General features: G+C 62.2%; 22 protein-coding genes. 18 read left to right on the top strand and 4 right to left on the bottom strand.

Annotated elements, in window-relative coordinates; genetic code table 11:
* The first annotated feature begins 99 nt into the window (after nucleotides 1-99).
* The 11 genes from AC6IZO_RS02780 (at nucleotide 100) to AC6IZO_RS02830 (ending at nucleotide 10,146) form a co-directional block, all read left to right on the top strand.
* On the top strand, nucleotides 100-1,041 hold the full coding sequence (locus AC6IZO_RS02780) for an ABC transporter ATP-binding protein (RefSeq protein WP_497807780.1): 942 nt from the start codon (nucleotides 100-102) through the stop codon (nucleotides 1,039-1,041).
* Nucleotides 1,038-1,814, top strand: coding sequence for an ABC transporter permease (locus tag AC6IZO_RS02785; protein WP_497807782.1), 777 nt, complete (start codon nucleotides 1,038-1,040; stop codon nucleotides 1,812-1,814). The genes AC6IZO_RS02780 and AC6IZO_RS02785 overlap by 4 nt, the downstream gene beginning before the upstream one ends.
* Nucleotides 1,811-2,773 carry a tetratricopeptide repeat protein gene (locus tag AC6IZO_RS02790; protein WP_497807784.1) on the top strand — a complete coding sequence of 321 codons (963 nt, stop codon included), beginning with the start codon at nucleotides 1,811-1,813 and terminating at the stop codon, nucleotides 2,771-2,773. The genes AC6IZO_RS02785 and AC6IZO_RS02790 overlap by 4 nt, the downstream gene beginning before the upstream one ends.
* Nucleotides 2,774-2,828: 55 nt before the next feature.
* Nucleotides 2,829-3,488 carry a LolA family protein gene (locus AC6IZO_RS02795; protein WP_497807786.1) on the top strand — a complete coding sequence of 220 codons (660 nt, stop codon included), beginning with the start codon at nucleotides 2,829-2,831 and terminating at the stop codon, nucleotides 3,486-3,488.
* A 123-nt stretch (nucleotides 3,489-3,611) separates the two neighbouring features.
* Nucleotides 3,612-4,820, top strand: coding sequence for a type II secretion system F family protein (locus AC6IZO_RS02800; protein WP_497807788.1), 1,209 nt, complete (start codon nucleotides 3,612-3,614; stop codon nucleotides 4,818-4,820).
* Nucleotides 4,821-4,838: 18 nt separating this feature from the next.
* On the top strand, nucleotides 4,839-6,467 hold the full coding sequence (locus AC6IZO_RS02805; RefSeq protein WP_497807790.1) for a GspE/PulE family protein: 1,629 nt from the start codon (nucleotides 4,839-4,841) through the stop codon (nucleotides 6,465-6,467).
* Complete coding sequence (pilM, locus tag AC6IZO_RS02810) at nucleotides 6,464-7,345, top strand: type IV pilus biogenesis protein PilM (protein WP_497807792.1); 882 nt, start codon at nucleotides 6,464-6,466, stop codon at nucleotides 7,343-7,345. Before AC6IZO_RS02805 ends, pilM begins: the two co-directional genes overlap by 4 nt.
* A gap of 53 nt (nucleotides 7,346-7,398) precedes the next feature.
* Nucleotides 7,399-8,094 carry a hypothetical protein gene (locus AC6IZO_RS02815; protein WP_497807794.1) on the top strand — a complete coding sequence of 232 codons (696 nt, stop codon included), beginning with the start codon at nucleotides 7,399-7,401 and terminating at the stop codon, nucleotides 8,092-8,094.
* On the top strand, nucleotides 8,091-8,657 hold the full coding sequence (locus tag AC6IZO_RS02820) for a hypothetical protein (protein WP_497807796.1): 567 nt from the start codon (nucleotides 8,091-8,093) through the stop codon (nucleotides 8,655-8,657). The genes AC6IZO_RS02815 and AC6IZO_RS02820 overlap by 4 nt, the downstream gene beginning before the upstream one ends.
* The gene (locus AC6IZO_RS02825; protein ID WP_497807798.1) at nucleotides 8,641-9,207 is read left to right on the top strand and encodes a hypothetical protein; all 567 of its coding nucleotides are present in this window, start codon (nucleotides 8,641-8,643) and stop codon (nucleotides 9,205-9,207) included. The genes AC6IZO_RS02820 and AC6IZO_RS02825 overlap by 17 nt, the downstream gene beginning before the upstream one ends.
* 6 nt (nucleotides 9,208-9,213) lie before the next feature.
* A complete protein-coding gene (locus tag AC6IZO_RS02830) occupies nucleotides 9,214-10,146 on the top strand; it encodes a hypothetical protein (RefSeq protein ID WP_497807800.1) in 933 nt (310 codons plus the stop codon).
* Nucleotides 10,147-10,220: 74 nt separating this feature from the next.
* Here the strand turns inward: AC6IZO_RS02830 and erpA are convergent, their stop codons facing one another.
* Complete coding sequence (gene erpA / locus AC6IZO_RS02835) at nucleotides 10,221-10,586, bottom strand: iron-sulfur cluster insertion protein ErpA (protein WP_497807802.1); 366 nt, start codon at nucleotides 10,584-10,586, stop codon at nucleotides 10,221-10,223.
* 287 nt (nucleotides 10,587-10,873) lie between these two features.
* Here erpA and AC6IZO_RS02840 point away from each other — a divergent pair, with 287 nt between their 5' ends.
* On the top strand, nucleotides 10,874-11,143 hold the full coding sequence (locus tag AC6IZO_RS02840) for a hypothetical protein (protein WP_497807804.1): 270 nt from the start codon (nucleotides 10,874-10,876) through the stop codon (nucleotides 11,141-11,143).
* Between the two features lie 6 nt (nucleotides 11,144-11,149).
* Here the strand turns inward: AC6IZO_RS02840 and AC6IZO_RS02845 are convergent, their stop codons facing one another.
* On the bottom strand, nucleotides 11,150-12,328 hold the full coding sequence (locus tag AC6IZO_RS02845) for a ribonuclease D (protein ID WP_497807806.1): 1,179 nt from the start codon (nucleotides 12,326-12,328) through the stop codon (nucleotides 11,150-11,152).
* Between the two features lie 82 nt (nucleotides 12,329-12,410).
* Between AC6IZO_RS02845 and AC6IZO_RS02850 the strand changes: the two genes are divergently transcribed.
* A complete protein-coding gene (locus AC6IZO_RS02850; protein WP_497807808.1) occupies nucleotides 12,411-12,863 on the top strand; it encodes a M67 family metallopeptidase in 453 nt (150 codons plus the stop codon).
* A 71-nt stretch (nucleotides 12,864-12,934) separates the two neighbouring features.
* Here the strand turns inward: AC6IZO_RS02850 and AC6IZO_RS02855 are convergent, their stop codons facing one another.
* Complete coding sequence (locus AC6IZO_RS02855) at nucleotides 12,935-13,447, bottom strand: hypothetical protein (RefSeq protein ID WP_497807810.1); 513 nt, start codon at nucleotides 13,445-13,447, stop codon at nucleotides 12,935-12,937.
* A gap of 185 nt (nucleotides 13,448-13,632) precedes the next feature.
* Here AC6IZO_RS02855 and AC6IZO_RS02860 point away from each other — a divergent pair, with 185 nt between their 5' ends.
* The gene (locus AC6IZO_RS02860) at nucleotides 13,633-14,340 is read left to right on the top strand and encodes a molybdenum cofactor biosynthesis protein (protein WP_497807812.1); all 708 of its coding nucleotides are present in this window, start codon (nucleotides 13,633-13,635) and stop codon (nucleotides 14,338-14,340) included.
* A 60-nt stretch (nucleotides 14,341-14,400) separates the two neighbouring features.
* Here the strand turns inward: AC6IZO_RS02860 and AC6IZO_RS02865 are convergent, their stop codons facing one another.
* Complete coding sequence (locus tag AC6IZO_RS02865) at nucleotides 14,401-15,573, bottom strand: acyltransferase family protein (RefSeq protein ID WP_497807814.1); 1,173 nt, start codon at nucleotides 15,571-15,573, stop codon at nucleotides 14,401-14,403.
* Between the two features lie 227 nt (nucleotides 15,574-15,800).
* On the opposite strand from AC6IZO_RS02865, the gene AC6IZO_RS02870 reads away from it, so the two are divergent.
* The 4 genes from AC6IZO_RS02870 (at nucleotide 15,801) to AC6IZO_RS02885 (ending at nucleotide 21,035) form a co-directional block, all read left to right on the top strand.
* On the top strand, nucleotides 15,801-16,811 hold the full coding sequence (locus AC6IZO_RS02870; RefSeq protein ID WP_497807816.1) for a VWA domain-containing protein: 1,011 nt from the start codon (nucleotides 15,801-15,803) through the stop codon (nucleotides 16,809-16,811).
* Between the two features lie 126 nt (nucleotides 16,812-16,937).
* Nucleotides 16,938-19,730 carry an AMP-binding protein gene (locus tag AC6IZO_RS02875; protein WP_497807818.1) on the top strand — a complete coding sequence of 931 codons (2,793 nt, stop codon included), beginning with the start codon at nucleotides 16,938-16,940 and terminating at the stop codon, nucleotides 19,728-19,730.
* A 118-nt stretch (nucleotides 19,731-19,848) separates the two neighbouring features.
* Entirely contained in the window at nucleotides 19,849-20,184 is a 336-nt protein-coding gene (locus AC6IZO_RS02880) for an Hfq-like protein (RefSeq protein WP_497807820.1), read from the top strand.
* A 2-nt stretch (nucleotides 20,185-20,186) separates the two neighbouring features.
* A complete protein-coding gene (locus AC6IZO_RS02885) occupies nucleotides 20,187-21,035 on the top strand; it encodes an inositol monophosphatase family protein (RefSeq protein ID WP_497807822.1) in 849 nt (282 codons plus the stop codon).
* Nucleotides 21,036-21,068 lie beyond the last annotated feature (33 nt).

Here is a 21,068-nt window from a genome sequence, read left to right on the forward strand (position 1 = left end):
CGGACGGGCTGAAGTTTTGACTATAATTTGTTGTGCGACAAGGTTTTTGCGTGCCAGAGCGCGATTTGTGCGCGCGGCGCTTTGGGGATTGCTCGACTGATGGCTGCGATTGAGACTTTCGGGTTGGAAAAGACATATCGTGTCGGCTTCTGGAAGGCGACCAAGAAGCTCGCGCTGAAGCCGCTGACGCTGGCGGTGGAGGAAGGCGAGGTGTTCGGCTTCCTGGGGCCGAACGGCGCGGGCAAGACGACGACGCTTCGTCTGCTGATGGGGCTGGTGTTTCCCACGGGCGGCAGTGCGCACATTCTGGGCTGCGAGCTGGACAACATGGCGATGAAGCGCCAGATCGGCTTCCTGCCCGAACAGCCATATTTCTACGATCACCTGACGGCTTACGAACTGCTCGACTATTACGGGCGGCTGAGCGGCATCGCTGGGCGTGAGCGCTCGCAGCGCGTGGAGCGCGTGCTGGGACGCGTGGGGCTTGGCGACGTGAGCCGCAAGACACAGCTCCGCAAGTTCAGCAAGGGCATGTTGCAGCGCGTGGGCATCGCGCAGGCCATCATTCATGAGCCCAAGGTACTGATCTTTGACGAGCCGATGAGCGGGCTGGACCCCATCGGACGCCGCGAGGTCCGCGACCTGATGCAGGAGCTGAACGAAGAGGGCAAGACGATCTTCTTTAGCACGCACATTCTCTCGGACGCCGAGTCGCTGTGCGACCGCGTGGCGGTGCTGAACCTGGGCGAGCTGCGCGGCATCAGCGCCGTGGCAGACATTGCGCACGAGGTCAGCGGCAAGTGCGAACTGCTGTGGACGGGCGCGAGCGCCGTGGTTGATATCTCAGCTCTGGGCGGCGTGTGCCACGCCACCGGCGAGACGGTGCGCGCGGTGCTTGACGAACGGCAACTTGACGCTGCGCTCGACGCGCTACGGCTCCACTCCGCGCATCTGGTCTCGGTAACGCCGGTGCGGGCCACGCTGGAGGATTACTTCCTGGCCAAGCTCGGCGTGACCAGGCCGCAGGAGGTGCGGGCGTGAGTTCGATCCTGACCATTGCGCGCAACACCTTCCGCGAAGCCGTGCGCGACCGCGTGCTTTACAACCTGATTGTCTTTGCCGTGCTGATGATTGGCGCCGCGTTGCTTGTGGGGCAGGCCTCCATCGGCATCGAGCGGCTGGCACTCGTCAACCTTGGCCTGACGTCGATTTCGCTGTTTGGCATCCTCATTTCCATCTTCATCGGCATCGGGCTGGTCTCCAAGGAGATTGAAAAGCGCACGCTGTACACGGTGCTAGCGGCGCGCCCGGTGCGGCGCTGGGAGTTCATCGCCGGCAAGTGGGCTGGGCTGGTGATGACCGTGACGGTGAACGCGCTGATGATGAGCGTGGCGCTGTTTGCGGCCCTGTATTACGTGGGGCATGGCTTCAGCGCGCAGGACGCGGCGGTGGTGACGGCCATTTACCTGATCCTGCTGCAATACGTGCTGATGATCTCGCTGGCGCTGTTGTGCTCCACGTTCACCACACCGCTGATGTCGGCCATCTTCTCGTTCGCCGTATTCGTGATTGGCAGTTACGCGGAAGACCTGCGCGGTTTTGCCTCCATGGCCAGCGGAGCGGCCAAGTGGATTGCGTACGGCCTCAGCTACGTGGTGCCGAACTTTGCGGCTTTGAACGTGATGCTGCAGGCCGCGCATGGCGTGGCGATTCCGTCGCGGCTGGTGCTGCTGGACACGCTGTACGTTGCGGTCTACTCGCTGCTGTGCCTGAGCGCAGCGGCTCTGATCTTCGAGAGGCGCAACCTGAAATGACGGGCGAAGCCAAGGCGGGGATCCGTCCTGTGCGGCTGGTGGCGGCCATGCTCATGCTGGCCAGCCTGTGCGCAACGGTGGCCGTGAGCCGCCAGTTGGAGCACGAACGCGAGGGCGCAACGCTTGAGGAAGTGATGTACCTTCCGTCGGCAAAGGCGGTGAAGACCGTCAGCCTGGGCTACAACGGATTGATGGCCGACCTTTACTGGACGCGCGTGGTGCAGTACTTCGGCGGGCATCACCATGCACACTCCATGCAGTACAAGCTGCTGGCACCGTTGCTGGACATCACCACCGAGTGCGACCCGCAGTTGATGACGGCCTACGAATTCGGGTCGATCTTCCTGGCGCAGGCTCCGCCGGAAGGAGCCGGCGACCCGCAGGCGGCGGCCCGGCTGGTGCAGAAGGGAATCGACCGTAATCCCGAGGCGTGGCGGCTCTACTATCACCTGGCCTACATTCAGTGGGTTGAACTGCACGATCCGGCAACCGCCAGCAAGACCTTCGAGAAAGGTTCGGAGATTAAGGGGGCGCTGCCGTGGATGCGGGTGATGGCCGCGGCGCTTGCGCAGCATGCCGGCGAGTACCAGACGGCGCGCTATCTGTGGATCAACATACACAACAGCACGGACGACCCAAACATACGGTCCTCGGCGGAAAAGCGCCTGCTTTCACTGCGCGCGGACGAGGAAATCCGCGAGCTCGACGAGCACATTGGCAAGTTTGAGACGGCGATGGGGCATGCCCCCGCCAACTGGGCGGAACTGCTCTCCACCGGGTGGATGCGGGCGATTCCCAATGATCCGGTCGGCAACCCTTACCGGCTGGTGCGCGGGCACATTGAGGTGGCGCAGCCGGAGAAGATGCCGTTCCTTACGCGCGGCGTGCCGGAGAGCAAGAAGAACACCATGCTGCCGGTGATCGCCGACCCGGCTTCCATGAGGCCCACGGCTAAGTGAGTGGACGGTAAACCATCGGCGTCCCCCAACGTCTAAATGTTTTAAGGACTTGAAAATGAATTTTATAAAAGCCAGCACCCTTGTTGCGGTTGTGTGGTTGGCAGGTGCACTGGCCCATGCACAGGACGTGCGCGCCGTTGCCGACGCCGTCGACAAGCATTACAACAATCTGCGCTCCATGCAGGCAGGGTTTACGGAGAGCTACGAAGGCGGCGGAATGCGCCGGGTGGAGAGCGGCACACTGTGGATACAGAAGCCGGGCCGCATGCGCTGGGAGTATACGCACCCGCGGGCCAAGCTGTTTGTCACCGACGGCAAGACGGCATGGTTCTATGTGCCGGGCGAAAAGCAGGCCCGGCGAGCGCAGCTGAAGCAGATGGATGACTTCCGCAGCCCGCTGCGCTACCTGCTGGGCCGCACCAAGCTGGCGAAGGAGTTCAAGGGCTTGTCGGTGGCGCAGGACGTGAAGCCTTCGGCGGGAGGCAGCCTGGTGCTGCGCGGCGTGCCCAACGGCATGCAGGATCGCATCAGCCAGGTGCTGCTGGAGATTGCCGGCCAGAAACTGGTGCGCATCAGCATTGAAGAGCTTGATGGCTCGCGGACGGTCTTCGATCTGCGTGGCGAGGTCGATAACCCTTCCGTCGGGGAGGAAAAATTCCACTTCCAGCCGCCAGCGGGAGTGGAAGTGATGAAGGCGACGGAGTTGCAGCCCTAGGAACCAGCCGCCAGCCTCTTCCCGCGCCGGAACCAATGCGCGGAAGGTGCGGAAAATGTTGTTCCGACGGGTGATACACTGGCAGGATTGTGGCGCGGTGGCGCGGTCCGGATAGAGGGAGCGATGGCCGAGTTTGTCATACGAATGGCGGATGATCGCGGCCGGGTGGTCGAGCAGGTGGAGGCCGGCTATTCGGCGGACGAAGTGCGCGACCGCTTTGCGCAGCTTGGCTTCCTTGTCTACTGGGTGCGTCCACGAGGGCTGGTGGGGGCACAGGGCTTGCGCCTGGGCCGCAAGAAGGTTTCACTCGAGCAGTTCGTCATCTTCAACCAGCAGTTCGTGACCCTGATCCACGCGGGCCTGCCCATTGTGCAGGCGCTGGACCTGCTGGCGCGCCGCCAGAAGAGTGAGTTCTTTCGCGGCCTGCTGGAGAACGTGCGCGACCGCGTCAAGGGTGGAGAGCTGCTCTCGGACTCATTCGAGGCGCAGGGCGCCTTCCCGAAGATTTATTCGACCACGCTGCTGGCGGGCGAAAAGAGCGGCAACCTGGAAGAAGTGCTGACCCGCTATATCAGCTTCCAGCGCATGTCGCTGACCTTCCGTAAGAAGCTGCTCGCTTCGCTGATTTATCCGACGCTGCTGGTGAGCGGTGTGGTCATCCTGCTCAGCGTGCTGATGACCTACGTGGTGCCGAAGTTTGCGCTGCTCTACAAGGACCTTGGTCGCCCGCTGCCTCCGGTTACGTTGTTCACCATCTCGATTGCGATGGGCATCAAGGACTACATCCCTTACATCGCACTGGTTGTGTTCGGCGGCGGATTCGCGCTCTGGCGCTGGTCAAAGACATCTCAGGGGGGCGAACTGCTGGATCGCGGACGGCTGAAGATTCCTCTGTATGGCACCATCTGGATCCGCTTCCAGGTGGCAATGTTCTCGCGCATGCTTTCCACGCTGCTTTCGGGCGGACTGCCGCTGGTTCCGGCGCTGGAGACGGCCTCGCTCTCCATGCAGAGCCGGCTGGTGAGCAACACGGTGAACAGCGCACGCGAGCAGGTTCGGCAGGGCCAGCCGCTGGCGCGCAGCCTGGAAGACACGAAGGTCTTTCCGGAGCTGGCAATTGAAATGGTCGAGGTTGGCGAATCGACCGGCGCACTGCCGACGATGCTGATCTCGGTGGCTGAGTTCTACGAAGAGGATGTGCAGAACGCGTTGGCCGCGGCCATGGCGCTGATTGAGCCGGTGATTCTGATCTTCATGGGATTGGTGGTCGGCTTCATTATGATTTCGCTCTACATGCCGATCTTCAACATCGGCGCCAGCGGCGCGTTCTAAAGACGTAAAAGGGGATTCATGGCAGAACTGTTTGTACCGACGACATCAGGAAGTGACGAGCCGGAACGCGCGCGGGAACTGGCGCGGCGCTACCGCTGCGAGTTCGTCGACCTGAAGAATTACAAGATTCAGCACGACTTGTTCAAGAAGATTCCGGTCGACCTGATGTTCCGCGACAACTTCATTCCCCTGGAAGAACTGCCCGACGGACGGCTGGCCATCGCCATTGCCGACCCCAGCCAGCTGATGACGATCGACGAGATCAGCCTGCTGCTGGGCCGCCGCGTGGTGCCGCGCGTGGCCACGCTGGCGCAGATCAATGATCTTCTAAAGAAAACGGACCAGTCGCAGCGCGTGCTGGAAGAAGCGGGCGAGACCTTCACGCTCGACGTCATCCGCGAGGATGAAAGCGGCGAAGAGACAATCTCCATCGAGAAGCTGACCGCCGAGAGCGACGGCAGCCCGATCATACGCCTGGTGGACACCACGATCTTTACCGCCCTGCAGCGGCGTGCCAGCGACATCCACATTGAGACGCGCGACGACTCGGTGGTCATCAAGTACCGCATTGACGGCGTGCTGCAGGAGGCGATGAAGCCGATCGCCAAGGAGCACCACTCGACGATCATCTCGCGCATCAAGGTCATGAGCGAACTGGACATTGCCGAGCGCCGCGTGCCGCAGGACGGCCGCTTCCGCGTGCGTTACAACGGCCGCTACATCGACTTCCGCGTCTCGATCATGCCCAGCATCCACGGCGAGGACGCCGTGCTGCGCGTGCTCGACAAGGAGTCGATGAGTGAGAAGTTCAAGAGCCTGACGCTCGACGTGGTGGGCTTCGACCCGGAGACGCTGCGCCGCTTCCGCCGCTACATCGCCGAGCCGTACGGCATGGTGCTGGTGACGGGGCCGACCGGCTCCGGCAAAACCACCACGCTCTACGCCGCGCTGAACGAAATCAAGACCGACGAAGACAAGATCATCACCATCGAAGACCCGGTCGAGTACCAGATTCGCGGCATCACGCAGATTCCGGTGAACGAGAAGAAGGGCCTGACCTTCGCGCGAGGTCTGCGCTCGATTCTGCGCCACGACCCGGACAAGATCATGGTCGGCGAAATCCGCGACACCGAGACGGCGCAGATTGCCATCAACTCGGCGTTGACCGGCCACCTGGTGTTCACCACCGTGCACGCCAACAACGTGGTCGACGTGCTCGGCCGATTCCTGAACATGGGCGTGGAGGCCTACAACTTTGTCTCCGCGTTGAATTGCATTCTGGCGCAGCGGCTGGTGCGCGTGATTTGCGAGCACTGCAAGCACGAGATTCAGTTGACCGACCGGCAGTTGGAAGTCAACGGCCTGCCGCCTGATGAGTGGCGCGACGTTCCGCTTTATGAAGGGCAGGGCTGCATCGAATGCGGAGGCACCGGTTACCGCGGACGAACCGCCATCCACGAACTGCTGGAACTGACCGATCCGATCCGCGACATGATTCTGGCGAAGCGGCCCAGCTCGGAGATTCGCAAGGCGGCGCGGCAGGAGGGCATGCACTTCCTGCGTGAATCGGCGCTGGCGCGAGTGAGAAATGGTGTTACGACCGTGAAGGAGATCAACAAGGTCACCTTCATTGAGACAACGCGATGACAAAGGCAGAACAGAACCGGATTGCACGGCCTCATGTGGCCTGCGAGCTGCAAACGGCGGGCGTGGCCGCTGCGCGGGTGAACGCCAGCGGGCAACTGGAGGCGATGCACACGCGGTCGCTGCCAGCCGGGGCGCTCGTGCCTTCGCTGACGGCGCAGAACATCCTCGACGAGGCCGCCGTGCGGGAGGCCATCCGCGACACGGTGCTGGCCGCCGCCGGACGCACGCACGAAGTGACGGCCGTGCTGCCGGATACCGCCGCGCGCGTGGTGCTGCTGGATTTCGATACGCTGCCCAGCCGTGCTACGGAGGCTGATGCCGCCGTACGCTTCCGCCTGCGCAAGAGCCTGCCGTTTGACGCCGAAGAAGCTGTTCTCAGCTATCACGTGCAGCGCAGCGAGCAGGACGTGCGTGTGGTTGTCGCCGTCATGCAGCGCGCCGTGCGCGACGAGTATGAACTAGCCTTCCGCGAGGCCGGCTGCGCTCCCGGAGTGGTGTTGCCCTCGACGCTGGCGGCGCTCGGGTTGGTGGATGCCTCCGAGCCGTCGCTGCTGGTGAAGGTGGATGCCAGTGCCACCAGCGTTGCCATTGTGAATGAAGGCCGCCTGCTGCTGCTGCGCACGCTGGAAGGCGCGGCGGCCGACAAGCTGACGCCTGCACAACTGGCCGACGACGTTTATCCCTCGCTGGTCTATTTCCAGGATACGTTCGGAACCAGCGTGAAGCGCATTCTGCTGGCGGGAGCGGGCAACCTGCGCGAACTGGCCCCGGCGCTGTCCGCGCAGGCGGAGGCTCCGGTGGAGGAATTGATCGGCGCGTCGCTGGCGAACTCCGGCGGACGCGCGGATTTTGCAGGCGCGCTGGGCGCGCTTTACTAGCAGGAATTCATGCCGGAAGGGCACAGGCCCGGTCCGGTGCGAGCAGGAATCGAATGCGGCTCAACATCAATCTCGCTTCGCAGCCCTACCAGGACGTCCGGCGCTTCTTTCTGCGCTGGGGCGCGCTCACCGCAGTGCTGGCGCTGTGCTCGGTGGTGCTGCTGACCTACACGGTCAGCAGCTATCATCGCTCGCGCGATGTCAACGCGCAGATCAACTGGCTGCGCGAGGAGACACGCCAGCTCCAGCAGCAGCACAATGACGCCATGACCATGCTGAACCTGCCGGAGAACCGCGACACGGTGGAGGCTTCGCAGTTCTTCAACCAGGTGATTGCGCAGAAGTCGTTTTCCTGGACCGAAGTGTTCATGCAACTGGAACGGGTGATGCCGCCGCACCTGCACGTGGTGTCAGCGCTCCCGGAATTCGACAAGCGGCGCGTGCTCACGCTCCACCTGATGGTGGCGGGCAACAGCCGCGATCGCGCGGTGGAACTGGTGCAGCACATGGAAACCTCGCCGGCATTCCACAACGCAGAGCTGGTGAGCGAGATGGAAATCGATCCGGAGCGCAGCTCCTTCGGCCCCGGCGGAGCGGCGGGGCCCGGCGACACGGTGCGTTTTGAGATCAAGGCGGAGTACGTGCCACAGGGCTTCAGCTACTCCACGGCGGAGAGCGATGCGCCCGCGCAAGACAAGGCCAAGGACTCGGCCAGGATGATGCCGGTCAGCAATGGGAGGCGCAAATGACGCTGCGATTCGCGCGGAATATTCTGCTGACCATTTGCGGCGTCCTGGTGGTGCTCGACCTTGCCGCTGTCGGCGTGCTGCTCTCTCCGGTGGGGCGTTCGCGCGAGGCGCGCGAGCAGGAGTACAACACACTGCGCGCCCAGGTGATGGAGCAGCGCAAGGTGGCGTTGCCTGCACGCGACATGGATAAGAAGCTGGTGGAGGCGCGCGGACAGGTCACCGAGTTCTACCGCAGACGCCTGCCTTCGCGGTATTCGGAAGTTTCGCAGGCGCTGAACAAGCTGGGGAATGAGAGTCATGTGCAGGTGGTCGGCGTGAAGTATGAGACGCACGATTCCGGCCTTCCCGGCGTGCAAAAGCTTTCCATGGCGGCCATTGTGCGTGGCAACTACACCGCGCAAATGGAATTTCTGAATGCGCTCGAGCGCAACCCGTCGCTGTACATTGTGGATGGAGTGGCGTTTGGCGGCGCTCAGCCGAACGATGTGTTGATGGTGCAGTTGAAGCTCACCACCTATCTGCGCAACGCAGGACTGGGAGGCGGCTATGAAGCTGGGCACTGAGAACCGCCTGAAGACAGGAGCTGCCGCCGTGCTGGGGGTGCTGGCACTGTTCACGGTCTGGCATGGCTTCCTCGGCAAGCCGGAAACGCCTGCTGCGGCGCCTGCGGCGAAGGCATCAGCACCAGCCAAGGAGAAGAAGGCCGCGATGTTGAGCGACTCGATCGACCCGCGCCTGCGGCTGGACCTGCTGGCAGCCAGCGAGCAGGTTCGCTACAAGGGTGCGGGCCGCAACATATTCCGGGCCGAGCCGGAGCCGCCGAAGATTGAGCCGGTGAAGCAGAAGCCGTTCCCGATGTCTCAGGCCAAAGCCGCGCCGGTGGTCAACACGCCTCCTCCCCCGCCGCCGATCCCGCTGAAGTTCTTCGGCATGGCCAGTAAACCGGGCGAGAAGCCAAGCATCTTTCTGTCGCAGGGTGAGGATGTGTTTGTGGCGCGCGAGGGAGACATCGTCAACCGCCGCTACAAGATCGTGCGCATCATGCCCACACAGGTTGAGATTGAGGACATGCTCTACAACAACCGCCAGAACGTGACGCTCTCGCAAGGATAGTCGCGGATGAAGCTGCTTGTTCCAACAACGGCGCGCAAGGGCGAGCGGGGCTATGTCCTGATCGTGATGCTGCTGTTTGTGGCGCTGATGGCCATTGCGCTGGCCGGCTACGTGGACAACTTTGCCGCCCAGGTGAAGCACGAGCGCGAGGACGAGATGATCCACCGCGGCGTGCAATACGAGCGCGCTGTCCGCAAGTTCTACAAGAAGTTCGGTCGCTACCCGACCACGATTCAGCAACTTGAGGAAACCAATAAGTACCGCTCACTGCGCAAGCAGTATTCCGACCCGATGTCGCTTACGGGGAAGTGGCGGCTGCTGCATCAGCAGGAGGTGGCGATGTCTGGGATGACCGGCGGCAGCGCTATCTTTGGCAGCGGCGGAGTTCTGCCGAATATTCCGGGCCTTACAAGCGGGGTGAACTCCACTCTTGGCGGCAGCAACTCCGGGAGCGGCGGCTTCAATCTGTTCGGCGGCAGCTCGGGGCAGTCGGGTACTTCTTCGGGGGGAAGCACTGGCTTCGGATCGGGCACCACGGACGCCAGCGGAACGGGAACCGCCTCCAGCAAGGACTCCGAGGATAGCAATGGGATGGGCGGGAAGTACGAGACGGTTGGCGGGACCGATAGCTCAAAGAGCGCGTTCGGCATGGATTTGAAGATGGGAACCACGAGCGGCGCCGGGGGCGCAATTTTTGGCGTTTCCAGCCTGGCGCGCGGCAAGGGCTTCCATATCTTCGCGCGCAAGGAAAATTATCGCGACTGGCAGTTTGTCTATGTCGTGACCCAGGATCGCGGAAGGGTGCCCGTGGGTCCGTACGATCCGAATGCCACCAACAACACACTCGGTTCGTCCACCAGTACCACCGGGCTGCCAACCAGCAGTTCAGGAAGCTCCAGCAGCAGTGGCAGTTCCGGCGGTGCGGCCAACAAGAACTGACAGGCGCGAGAAGACAATGCGCAACGAAAAGCCCCGCCGAAGCGGGGCTTTTGAATTTTCGGACGGGTGACGGACTACACGCTGAAGGAGGAGCCGCAGCCGCAGGTGCTCTTCACATTCGGGTTATCGAACTTGAAGCCCGCGCCTTCGAGCGTCTCCACATAGTCAACGCTGGCGCCCTGCAGGTACATGACCGAGGTGGCATCCACGAAGACCTTCAGGCCGTCGAACTCAAACGTCTTGTCCATGGCGCCGGCAGCATTTTCAAACTGCATGCTGTAGGAAAAGCCGGAGCATCCGCCGCCCACAACGCCCACGCGCAGGCCTGCGGGAACTGGGTCCTGCTGGGACATGATCTCCTTGACCTTTGCAATGGCCGTAGGAGTCAGGGTCAGCGGGGCCTTCTTGACTTCAGGGGTTGTAGGTGTGGTGGTCGACATTTGTTCTCCTTGAAACTCCAGATTATAGCAGAGAGTCCGCCGTCGCCCACACGCGGGTGCAGGCGACAATCCACCCGGACAGGACCCTGTCGCAGCCACGACCATCCCCACCGGCGGCCGGAATATCCGGCGAACTCTCAAGGAATTTGATGAGGAGGGGGCGGGGGAAGTCGCAAAAGCCGGAATGGACCAAAAAATAGGCGTCCGGCCGGGACGGAACCGTACTAAAATTCCGGCCAGCCCGGGCTGCGGCGTGGGGCCGCGGACCGTACTCCACGGGGTGCGCCATGGAACTGATGGAGATTCTCTGGGGCCTTTGGTTTCTGTTCACCGCGGCATTCGTCGTTTTGCTGATCTACCGCGGGACGCTGGGCATGCATGAGGATGACCAGTTGTTCCTGGACCAGGCCGAATCACAGATGGCCCAGGAGCAGACGGCTCTCCAGCGCCGGATGGCGCGGTTGCGCCCTCTCACCGGTCTGGCTGGAAGCGCCAGTCTCGTGCTCATCCTTGCGATTGCGGTGCTTTGGGGCTGGCGAGCCTGGCACCGCATGTAGGAGCTTTTACTTCCCAAAGTCCTCGAATACAAGTGGGTTGGCACGCTTGACGTTGCCGACACGCACCACGCGTTTTCCCTCCAGGAAGCCCAGCAGCGGGCCGGAGAGGATTTCTCCGCGCCATCCTTCAAGCACGGACGGCTTGGGATTATCGTCGGGAGCCAGGAACCAGCGCACGCAGGCCTGCAGGTCGGCGGTCGTTGCCAACTGCGCCGGGTCCACATCAAACTGCGCGGCCAGCCCGTTGGAAGCCACCGAAAGCAGTTTGGCCAGCACGGCCACCTGCGGCGGATCTTCGCGGCGCTCATTGTTCGGCAGTTCGGCTTCAGGAATCTCTTTGCCCCGCTTCACGGCCTCCACAATCTCATGTTCAGAGTTGCGGAAGATTCGGCGGTCGAGTCCCCGGATGGCGAACAGGTCTTCCACCGTGGCAGGGCTGCGCTGCGCCACTTCGATCAGCATGGAGTCTCCCAGCACGCGGGAGGCGGGGATGTTGGCGTTGCGGGCGGCGCGGTCGCGCCAGCGCCACACTTCGCGCAGCACGCCAAGCTGGCGGCGGCCCATGCGGGCGCTGCCGGAGACGCGCCACTTTTCCTCTTCGCGCATGACGGTGGCCACCAGGTCGGAGCACTCGCCGTGCACCCAGTCGGTGCGGCCCATCTTGTCGGCACGCTGCAGCAGCTTCTTGCGCATGTCGAGCAGGTAGCGCACGTCGTCGGCGGCGTACTTGAGTTGCAATTGGGTGAGCGGGCGCTTCTTCCAGTCGGTAAAGCTCTCGCCGCCATGCACGCGCGTGTTGAGCAGGCGCATGACCATGTTGGTGTGGCTGAGTGGATAGCCGAAGCCGAGCAGTCCGGCGGCCACCTGCAGGTCGAGCACGCGGGCCGGAGCGCGTCCGGCGCCCTTGGCGCAGAAGCGAATCTCCTGGCGGGCGGCGACCGTTACCAGCTCGCGGCCGGATTCGGTGAGCACATGCCAGAAGTCGGCGAGGTCGCGGACGGCGAGCGGGTCCACAATCCAGAGGCCCTCCGCCGTGGATATCTGAGTCAGGCAAAGCGCGGGCTCGTAGCGGCCCTCGGAGATGAATTCGGTATCAAGGCCCACAGCGGGCTGTGTGCGAAGGTGGTCGACCAGGGTTGCAAGCTTGGCCTGTGTGTCTACATATTGTGCGGGCGCGTTTTCCATTCCGCTCCATTGTAAATGCTTGGTTACTTGCCGCGAAGGGTATCAGCGCGATACCCCGGGGCAGGCCGGTACAATACTGGCGATGGCATGCCTGATTGGAACCCGGCAATGGGAGTTCTTGCGGCGCGAAGCCGAGCGGACGCCGCTGGAAGAGTGCTGCGGCGTGTTGCTGACGCGCCGTGAGCCGGACGGGGAAGACGAGCCGCCACGGGCGATCCATGCGGTTGTGCGCTGCGCGAATGTGGCAACGAACCGTCGCACGGGCTACGCGCTGGCACCGGAGGAGCTATTCCACGCGCAGCGGCTGGCGCGGGCGTTCGGCATGCGCATCGCAGGCTTCTACCATTCGCACCCGGAGCATGAGGCTCGATGGTCGGAGCGTGACCTGCGCGAGGCCTTCTGGCCCAACTGCCTGTACGTGATTACCTCGGTGCGGGCGGGCAGGGCTGCGGAGACGCTTGGTTGGCGGCTGGAACAGGATGAGGCAGGGAAGCGGTTCAGGGAGTGGAGTCTGGTGCTTGGCCAGAAGGAATAGTAGAGAGACGCAGGCCGCCTAGAGACAAAAAGAGCCAGCCCAAGGCTGGCTCTTTGCGGCTTGCTTGATTCTCAGTCGTAGAACGATGGCCCCGTGTAGCCGGGATCGCTTGTGGGAGCCGTGTGGTTCGGGTCATAACAACCAGCGATGCTGTTCACGCTGAAACTGCCGATTGCAGTCTGCCCCTCGTAGGTCGCGGTGATGGTAAAGGGATGGTAGCCATAGGTGAAGCTGGTAGTTTTACCTGTGGAGTCAGTGACCGGATTCCAATTCCAAGTGCAGATGCCGCCAATCACTTGAACCTGGTTGGCTAACCCAGGAGTCAGACGGACCCTGGACAGGAGAGCCTGCTGGTCGCTGCTGGAAGAATCGGATGGTGCAGCCAACGCCCACGTTACCTTGGTCGTCACATCTTCCGTGCTGCCGTTGGAGAGCTGCGCTTTAACTGCGAAGGTTCCATAGGCGGACATGCCGTAGAGCGCGTTGTAGGACGGACTCATCACAATGGATTGCAGGTGGTACGTCTGTCCGCAACTGGTCATGAACATTACGGCGCACATCAAGAGGGCCGCACAAGAAATCATTTTCTGGATCTTCAAGAAGAAACCTCCCCGAGTCTTCCCGCTTCGTTAAGAATTCTTACAGCCAACGAAAAGCGATCACAAGTCTATTTGCAGGTACCTGGCAAGAATTCATCGGCGCGGAACCGGTAAGCCGCAGGCGTGGAATCTGCGTGCTGAGCGCTCCGGATTTCTGGTATGTTCATCCTATGAAAGTGCGGATTGTGTGTTTCGGAAGTGTTCGCGAGACGGTGGGCAGCTCCTCGCTTGAGATGGAACTGGCCGCCGGTGCCACCGCCGGAGACGCCTGGGCGGAAGTCCTGAAGCGTTATGCCGGATTGCAGAAATATGAACGTTCGGTGGCCGTCGCGGTCAACCAGTCGTTTGCTTCGCCCTCCACGGCGTTGAAAGACGGGGACGAAGTGGGCCTGCTGCCGCCGGTAAGCGGCGGAGCGCCCGACGACCTTCCGCTGGAGTCCGAACACGCACGCCTGCAGCGCGAACCGATTGTGACTCACGAGGTCACCGACCGGCTGCGCCACCCGGAGAATGGCTCGCTGGTGGTGTTTGACGGCGTGGTGCGCAACAACACGCGCGGCCGCCGCACGCTGTACCTGGAATATGAAGCCTACCCGGCGATGGCCGTGCAGGAGATGGAAAACCTGGCAACGACGGCGCTGAAGCAGTTCGCCATCCGCGACGTGCGCATTGTGCACCGCGTGGGCCGCCAGGAAATTGGCGACACCACCGTGACCATCGTGGTCGCCAGCGGACACCGCTCCGCCGCCTTTGAGGCCTGCCGTTGGATCATCGACACGCTGAAGAAGCGCGTGCCGGTCTGGAAGAAGGAGTTCTTCGAGGACGGAGCAGTCTGGGCCGATGGCGAGGACTTCCCGGACGAAGTGAAGACGCTGTAGTGAACCTTGCGCAATCCGCATGGCGTGATTGCGCAAGATTCCGGAGCCTTCGCCGATGCCTTACGCGGCTTCGGGCGCAACCGCCTCTGGCATACGTGGCGAGTATGCAAAGCGGGTCTTCAGCCGCAGGAAGTGTCTTTCAATCAGGTTCCACGAGATCACCGCGCATACAAATGCTGCCAGCAGGCAGAGCAACATGAACGGCAGCGAAAACAGCAGCGGATATCTTCTGAAATAGACCGCCATCGCGCTCCGCGGCAATGCAGGGTAGACAATCATCCTCATTGCGCCGCGGGCAGCCAGATGCCATACATACATTCCATAGCTGTAGCGTCCCAGCGTCTGGAGCACCCCGCTCCTTGTGACCCGGCAGAGCCAGTGAGACGAACCGCTCTCGGCCACACAGACCAGCACGGCACATCCGAACATCGCGGCCGTTGCGGTGTAACCCACGGTTAGTGCAAGTTGCGGGCTGATCAGCGGGAGCAGAATGAATGCCGCGCATGATGCAGGGGCAACGAGCCGAACCCACTTCAGGGCTTCCTGCTGCCAATCGGCATTGCGCGCGATGAGGGCAATCAGCGCTCCAACCGCCAACGTGTCCAGACGGGTGATGGTGGCCCGGTGAATCCATTCTTCCAGCAGCTCCGGGCGAACCAGGTGGCCAAACACAATCGCAGTCCGTATCGCGCACGGGACGGCGATCAGGGCCAGGCAGACCTTGCCCAGAGCGCGGCTCGGGCAGAGCAGCACAAGCACTGGCCAGATCAGGTAAAACTGCTCCTCGATTGCCAGCGACCAGAAGTGGATCAACGGGTCAATGATATGACCGGAAACGTCGCGCCAATTCTGCAGGAAGAACCAGTACCAGATCTGCTCGCCTGAATGGATCTCCAGCAATGCGCCGGATCGATGGAAGGCAGGCAGCGTGAGGCAGAACAGCGCGATCAAGGCGCAGGCATAGACGGGGAGTATGCGCAACACGCGGCGAACATAGAACGTGCGGAAGTAATGCTCGGAGCCGCGGGAATCCACCAGGATTCCGGTGATCAGAAAGCCACTCAGCACGAAGAACAGATCCACGCCTGACGGACCCAGGTTGAATACTCCGTGCAGAAACGGCAGAGGCTGGTAGTACTCCGGTCCCCCTGGCATCGCATGGAAGAGAACAACTGTCAGAATCGCGATGCCTCGCAAACCGTCCAGTTCTGGAAGGTGGGTAGCACTTTTCATTTCCGGGAAAGACTATGGAAGCTTGAGCGTTTGTGCGGTGACTCGCATCACAATAAGCTCCATCCTCTCGATGAAATCAGTTCCATTTTCACGGGATTGGCAGGTATCTGGATGCACGGCGCAAGGTAGGCCAGAATGTCAGAGCTTGCTGCACGGCGACGCAGACCAGGATGTCCACCACTTCCAGACCAGTGACCAAGCCTCGCCGTGGGCGTCTATATAATCGGATGACGATGAACCGGGGGCAGGCTTTCGCGGCAGTACTGATGGCATTCGCGGCGCTGGCGGGGCCGTGCGCCGTGGCGCAGGATTCCACCACCAACCAGCATGTGGTGCATCGTCCGCCGCGCCCGGGCGACCCGGCGCAGGCCTCCACCACTCCGGCCCAGAAGAAAGAGGAGCCTTCGACGACCTTCCGCTCGGAGGTGAAGCTGGTGAACGTCTTTGCCACGGTCACCGATGAGCATGGCGCGCCGGTCGGCGGGCTGACCAAGGATGACTTCCGGGTTTATGAGGACGGAGAGGAGCAGAAGATCGCCGTCTTCGACCGCGAGAGCGAGATGCCGCTCTCGATCGTCATGGGCATTGATGCCTCACTGAGCACGCGCAAGGACCTGCCGCTTGAACTGGAGTCGGCACGGCGTTTTGCAAATGCCATCCTGCGCCCGCAGGACGCGATTTCGTTGTATCAATTCAGTGAGATCGTGACTGAAATGCGCGGCTTCACCAACGACCGCAAGGCCATCGACAGCGCCATCGGCCGCGTGCGTTCCGGCTCGGCCACGGCGCTCTATGACGCCATCTTCCTCGGCTCGGATGCGTTGATTCCGCGCAAGGGCCGCAAGGTCATGGTGCTCATCACCGATGGCGGCGATACGGCCAGCCGCACGAATTATGAGGAAGCACTGCGCGCAGCGCAGACTGCCGAAGCCATCATCTACCCGGTCATCATGGTGCCGATTGAGGCCAACGCCGGACGCGACCTCGGCGGAGAGCACGCGCTCATTCAGCTTTCCATGGACACCGGCGGCAAGTACTACTACGCTACCTCGCTCGGCGAGCTGGACCGTGCCTTCCGGCAGATCAGCGACGAGCTGCGCACGCAATACCTGGTGGGCTACTACCCGAGCCGCCGGGTGGCCAACGAGTTCCGCAAGATCGACGTGAAGGCTGCCGGCGGCGAGCGCAAGCTTGTGGTCCGCCACCGTGCCGGTTACTACACCAGCAAGCTGCACTGATCTGGAGCGGCACCCGGTCTTGATGGCGACAAATGTAAAAGATTTGTAATAGCTCCACCTTCGCGGAATCCGCGTGGTGGTTTCTGCTACGGCCACGGGGATTCAGTCATTTACAATCGGCGTCGTATGTTTTATAGCCGATTCCTGGAATCTGTAGAGCGCTGGCCGGACCTGCTTGCCATTGAAATTCAACGGCAGCCGGGTGCCACCGCTTCTCATATTGGCGCCAGCGAAGTTGTTACCACCGCCGACGGTCATATTCTCGAACGTTATACCTACAGGCAGTTGCGCGCGGTCACGGACCAGATAGCCGCCTGGCTCAGCCAGCAGCAGTTGGCCCCCGGCTCGCGTTGCGTCATTCTGGCTGCCAACAGCCCGCGCTGGGTGGCCACACAGGTCGCCATCCTTGGCTGCGGCTACACGGCGGTTCCGCTGGACACGGCCTTCCACGCCGACCAGATTGCCAAGCTGCTGGATGATTCTGGCGCCGTCGTGATGTTTACCGACACGCGCAACTTGGCCAACGCGCGCACGGCCATCGCCGACCGCAAGGTGCGGGTGGTGCTGATAGACGAGCACAGCGACGAGATGCCGAACCTGGAAGACCTGCTGGCGGCTCCGGCTGTTCCGTTCACGCCCGTGCAACTCGGGCCGGAAGCGATCGCCTGCATCTTCTACACCTCCGGCACCACGGCCGACCCGAAGGGCGTCGTCATCACCCACGAGAATTTGGTGGAGGAGATGCGCGCGGCGGGGACCTTTGTGAACCTGTCGCCGAAGGAATGCCTGCTGGGCGTGCTGCCGCTGTTCCACGTGCTGGCACAGATGGTGAACATCATGTTCCCGCTGGCGTTCGGCTGCCGCGTGGTCTTCATCGACTCGCTCTCCAGTTCGGAGCTGATGCTGGCGCTGCAGGAGCGCGAGATCACCATTTTTGCCTGCGTGCCGCAGTTCTTCTACCTGATTCACGAGCGCGTCTTCGGCGAAGTGGCCAAGAAGGGCCGCCCCATCGTGGCGCTGTTCCGCATGATGATGGGCATCACCAAGTTCTGCCGGCGGTTCGGACTGAACCCGGGCAAGGTATTCTTCGGTAAGGTTCACAAGACGCTGGGGCCGAAGATTCGCTTCTTCCTGACCGGCGGCTCGCGCTTTGACGCGCAGATTGGCCGCGACTTCCACGCCTTGGGCTTCGACATCATTCAGGCCTACGGTTTGACGGAGACCACCAGCGGCTGCACGGCCACGCCGCTGAATGACAACGTCATCGGCTCCATTGGCCGCCCGCTGTGCAACGTGAAGATGAAGGTGCGCGACCCGAAGCCGGACGAGAATGGCAACTTGGTCGGCGAAATTTGCGTCGCAGGTCCGACGGTGATGAAGGGCTACTACAACCGTCCGGACGCCAACAAGGCCTCCTTCGATGGTGAGTGGTTCCTGACCGGCGACCTTGGCTACGTGGACCAGAAGGGCAACTACTTCATCACTGGCCGCGCCAAGGATGTGATCGTGCTCAGCTCGGGCAAGAACATTTACCCCGAGGAGATCGAGGCCTATTACCTGCGCTCGCCGTTCATCAAGGAAATCTGCGTGCTGGGCCTGGAGAGCAAGCCGGGCGAGCCGATGAGCGAGCGCCTGCACGGCATCATCGTGCCGAACTTTGAGGTGCTGCGCCAGCGCAAGGTGGTGAATACGCGCGAGGTCATCCGGTATGACGTGGAGAGTGTGAGCGCCACGCTGCCGAGCACCAAGCGCATCTTGAGCTACGACATCTGGCAGGAGGACCTGCCGCGCACCACCACGCGCAAGCTGCGCCGCAATGAGATTGAGCGCATGGCGCGCGAAAAGCACGCGCGTGGCGAGCGCGAACTGGATGAGACGGAAGTCCGCACGCTGACCGACGAGGAACAGGAGTGGATGACCATTCCCGAGGTGGAGCGCGCCGTCGCCGTGATTGCCAAGTCGGCCAAGAACTCGGCGCAGCCGGTGCATCCGCGTGACAACCTCGAACTTGATCTCGGACTGGATTCGATGGAGCGCGTGGAACTGCTGGTTGCGCTGGAGCACGCGCTGAAGGCGGACGTGGATGACTCGTCGGCCGCCGAGGTTTACACCGTGCGCGAGATGGTGGACCTTGTCCGCAAGCACGCGGGCAAGACCGAAGGCAACGGTGTGGGATGGGAGGCGCTGCTTTCCTCGGAGACGGATGATCCGGAGATGCGCCGGCTCGACAAGGGCTTCTCGCTGCCGATATTCTTCTGGTACCTGGTGGGCCGGCTGGTCTACACGGTTTCGCGAATCTTCTTCCGCATGGAAGTGAAGGGCATGGAGAAGCTGCCGAAGGAAGGCGCGTTCCTGCTGTGCCCGAATCACCAGAGTTATATGGACGCGCCGGTGCTGGCGGCCTGCATCCCGCTGAAGATGTTCCCGCGTGTCTTCTACATCGGCACCAGTGAAATCTTCGGCGAAGGGCTGGTGAAATCAATCGCGCTCTCGTTCCACCTGTTCCCGGTGGACCCAGACGCGAACCTTGTGCCAGCCATGCGCGTGGGCGCCTACGGCCTGCGCCGCGGCAATATCCTCGTACTTTATCCGGAAGGCGAACGCTCGATCAGCGGCGCGCCCAAGGTGTTCAAGAAGGGCGCGGCGATTTTGTCGCAGACGCTGAACGTGCCGATTGTGCCGGTGGCGCAGCAGGGCTTCTACGAAATCATGCCCCGCGGACACAATTTCCAGGGCTTCCACAAGATGAAGATTCAGATTGGCGATCCGATTTATCCCAATCCGAACGAAGCACCCGAGCAGGCCTATGACCGGCTGACGGCCGAGGTGAAGGCCAGCGTGGTGAAGATGTGGGAGGAACTGGGCGGCGTGGATGAAGAGCGCCGCGACAACCTGAAGATCAAAGCCAAGAAGGTTTAGCCTTCCGGCTGCGAATCTGACGCCCCGTCCGGCGAACCCGGGCGGGGCTTTTGTTTGCCGTTGAGGCGGCGCCGGAGATTTCATCGGTGGCGCACCGGGGGCAGGGTAGAATAGCCCCATGCCTTTCCAGCAGAATCCCCTCAACTCGACGGCGCGGAAGGGAAAGATTCCGCCGCCAGAGGAAACACACGAAGAAGCGGCGTACCTGAAGTCGCTCGGTGAAAAGCAGAAGCCCGTCTCCATCCGTCTGGTGGGAGGCGAAATTGTGCGCGGCTGGGTGGAATACTACGACCGCGACATGATTCGACTGACCCGCGAAGGCGAACCGAACCTGTTTATCTTCAAGCACGAAATCCTTTACATCTGCGAAGGCGTCCTGAAGGAGCCAGCGCGCAAAACCAAGGCCACACGCGCCAAGCAGCCTGCCGCAGAAGCGGCGGAGGTGGCGGAGTAACGATGAGCGCGAGCGCGAATACCGTTTACCTGCCGCAGGTCACTTCCATTGCACGCCAGGCCGGTGCCATCCTGATGGATTACTATGCGCGCGGCATTGGCTACACCTATAAGGGCGACGTAGACCTGGTGACGGAGGCCGACCGCGCCTCGGAGAAATTCATCGTCAGCCGCCTGCGGGAACTGTGGCCGGGGTATGACCTGATTGGCGAGGAAGGCTCGCGCGACGAGCGCGGCAGCGAATATCGCTGGTATGTGGATCCGCTCGACGGCACCACGAACTTTGCGCACGGCTATCCGGTATTCTGCGTCTCAATCGGCCTGGAAAAGAATGGAGAGCTGATCGCGGGGGTGCTCTATGACCCGACGCGTGATGAAATGTTTGCCGCCGAAAAGGGCACGGGCGCGACCTTGAACGAGAAGCCGATCCACGTCTCCACCACTGCGCGGCTGGCGGAGGCGATCACCGGTACGGGCTTCCCGAGCAAGAAGCGGCACAAGAACCCGAACATCCATTTCTATTACCAGATCACGCTGCGCAGCCACGGAGTGCGCCGGGCAGGCTCGGCGGCGCTGGACTTGGCCAACGTGGCCAGTGGCCGCTACGACGGCTTCTGGGAGTTCAACCTGAATCCGTGGGACACCTCGGCGGGCGCGCTGCTGGTGCAGGAGGCTGGCGGCAAGGTTACGCGCTTTGATGGCTCGCCCTTCCGCCTCGACAGCCGCGAGACCCTGGCCAGCAACGGCCTGCTGCATGAAGAACTAATGCGGAATTTCGCGGAGATCATGGCCGGACGCGGGCTGGAGGAGCCGCCTTCGGCGGTGGACTACGCCGCGCAGCGCGAGAAGTAAGCGCAAGCTGGCATAACCGTTTTGATTTGCTAC

The sequence above is a fragment of the Oryzophilus luti genome, assembly GCF_059726245.1.

Bases quoted from the DNA above. Each gene is read 5' to 3' on its own strand.
- AC6IZO_RS02805 (WP_497807790.1), top strand. From the start codon at position 4,839: ATGGCAGAACTGTTTGTACCGACGACATCAGGAAGTGACGAGCCGGAA.
- AC6IZO_RS02875 (WP_497807818.1), top strand. From the start codon at position 16,938: ATGTTTTATAGCCGATTCCTGGAATCTGTAGAGCGCTGGCCGGACCTG.
- AC6IZO_RS02800 (WP_497807788.1), top strand. From the start codon at position 3,612: ATGGCCGAGTTTGTCATACGAATGGCGGATGATCGCGGCCGGGTGGTC.
- AC6IZO_RS02845 (WP_497807806.1), bottom strand. From the start codon at position 12,328: ATGGAAAACGCGCCCGCACAATATGTAGACACACAGGCCAAGCTTGCA.
- AC6IZO_RS02860 (WP_497807812.1), top strand. From the start codon at position 13,633: ATGAAAGTGCGGATTGTGTGTTTCGGAAGTGTTCGCGAGACGGTGGGC.
- AC6IZO_RS02880 (WP_497807820.1), top strand. From the start codon at position 19,849: ATGCCTTTCCAGCAGAATCCCCTCAACTCGACGGCGCGGAAGGGAAAG.
- AC6IZO_RS02865 (WP_497807814.1), bottom strand. From the start codon at position 15,573: ATGAAAAGTGCTACCCACCTTCCAGAACTGGACGGTTTGCGAGGCATC.
- AC6IZO_RS02815 (WP_497807794.1), top strand. From the start codon at position 7,399: ATGCGGCTCAACATCAATCTCGCTTCGCAGCCCTACCAGGACGTCCGG.
- AC6IZO_RS02790 (WP_497807784.1), top strand. From the start codon at position 1,811: ATGACGGGCGAAGCCAAGGCGGGGATCCGTCCTGTGCGGCTGGTGGCG.
- AC6IZO_RS02825 (WP_497807798.1), top strand. From the start codon at position 8,641: ATGAAGCTGGGCACTGAGAACCGCCTGAAGACAGGAGCTGCCGCCGTG.
- AC6IZO_RS02780 (WP_497807780.1), top strand. From the start codon at position 100: ATGGCTGCGATTGAGACTTTCGGGTTGGAAAAGACATATCGTGTCGGC.
- AC6IZO_RS02885 (WP_497807822.1), top strand. From the start codon at position 20,187: ATGAGCGCGAGCGCGAATACCGTTTACCTGCCGCAGGTCACTTCCATT.
- pilM (WP_497807792.1), top strand. From the start codon at position 6,464: ATGACAAAGGCAGAACAGAACCGGATTGCACGGCCTCATGTGGCCTGC.
- AC6IZO_RS02870 (WP_497807816.1), top strand. From the start codon at position 15,801: ATGACGATGAACCGGGGGCAGGCTTTCGCGGCAGTACTGATGGCATTC.
- AC6IZO_RS02840 (WP_497807804.1), top strand. From the start codon at position 10,874: ATGGAACTGATGGAGATTCTCTGGGGCCTTTGGTTTCTGTTCACCGCG.
- erpA (WP_497807802.1), bottom strand. From the start codon at position 10,586: ATGTCGACCACCACACCTACAACCCCTGAAGTCAAGAAGGCCCCGCTG.
- AC6IZO_RS02795 (WP_497807786.1), top strand. From the start codon at position 2,829: ATGAATTTTATAAAAGCCAGCACCCTTGTTGCGGTTGTGTGGTTGGCA.
- AC6IZO_RS02830 (WP_497807800.1), top strand. From the start codon at position 9,214: ATGAAGCTGCTTGTTCCAACAACGGCGCGCAAGGGCGAGCGGGGCTAT.
- AC6IZO_RS02850 (WP_497807808.1), top strand. From the start codon at position 12,411: ATGGCATGCCTGATTGGAACCCGGCAATGGGAGTTCTTGCGGCGCGAA.
- AC6IZO_RS02855 (WP_497807810.1), bottom strand. From the start codon at position 13,447: ATGATTTCTTGTGCGGCCCTCTTGATGTGCGCCGTAATGTTCATGACC.
- AC6IZO_RS02820 (WP_497807796.1), top strand. From the start codon at position 8,091: ATGACGCTGCGATTCGCGCGGAATATTCTGCTGACCATTTGCGGCGTC.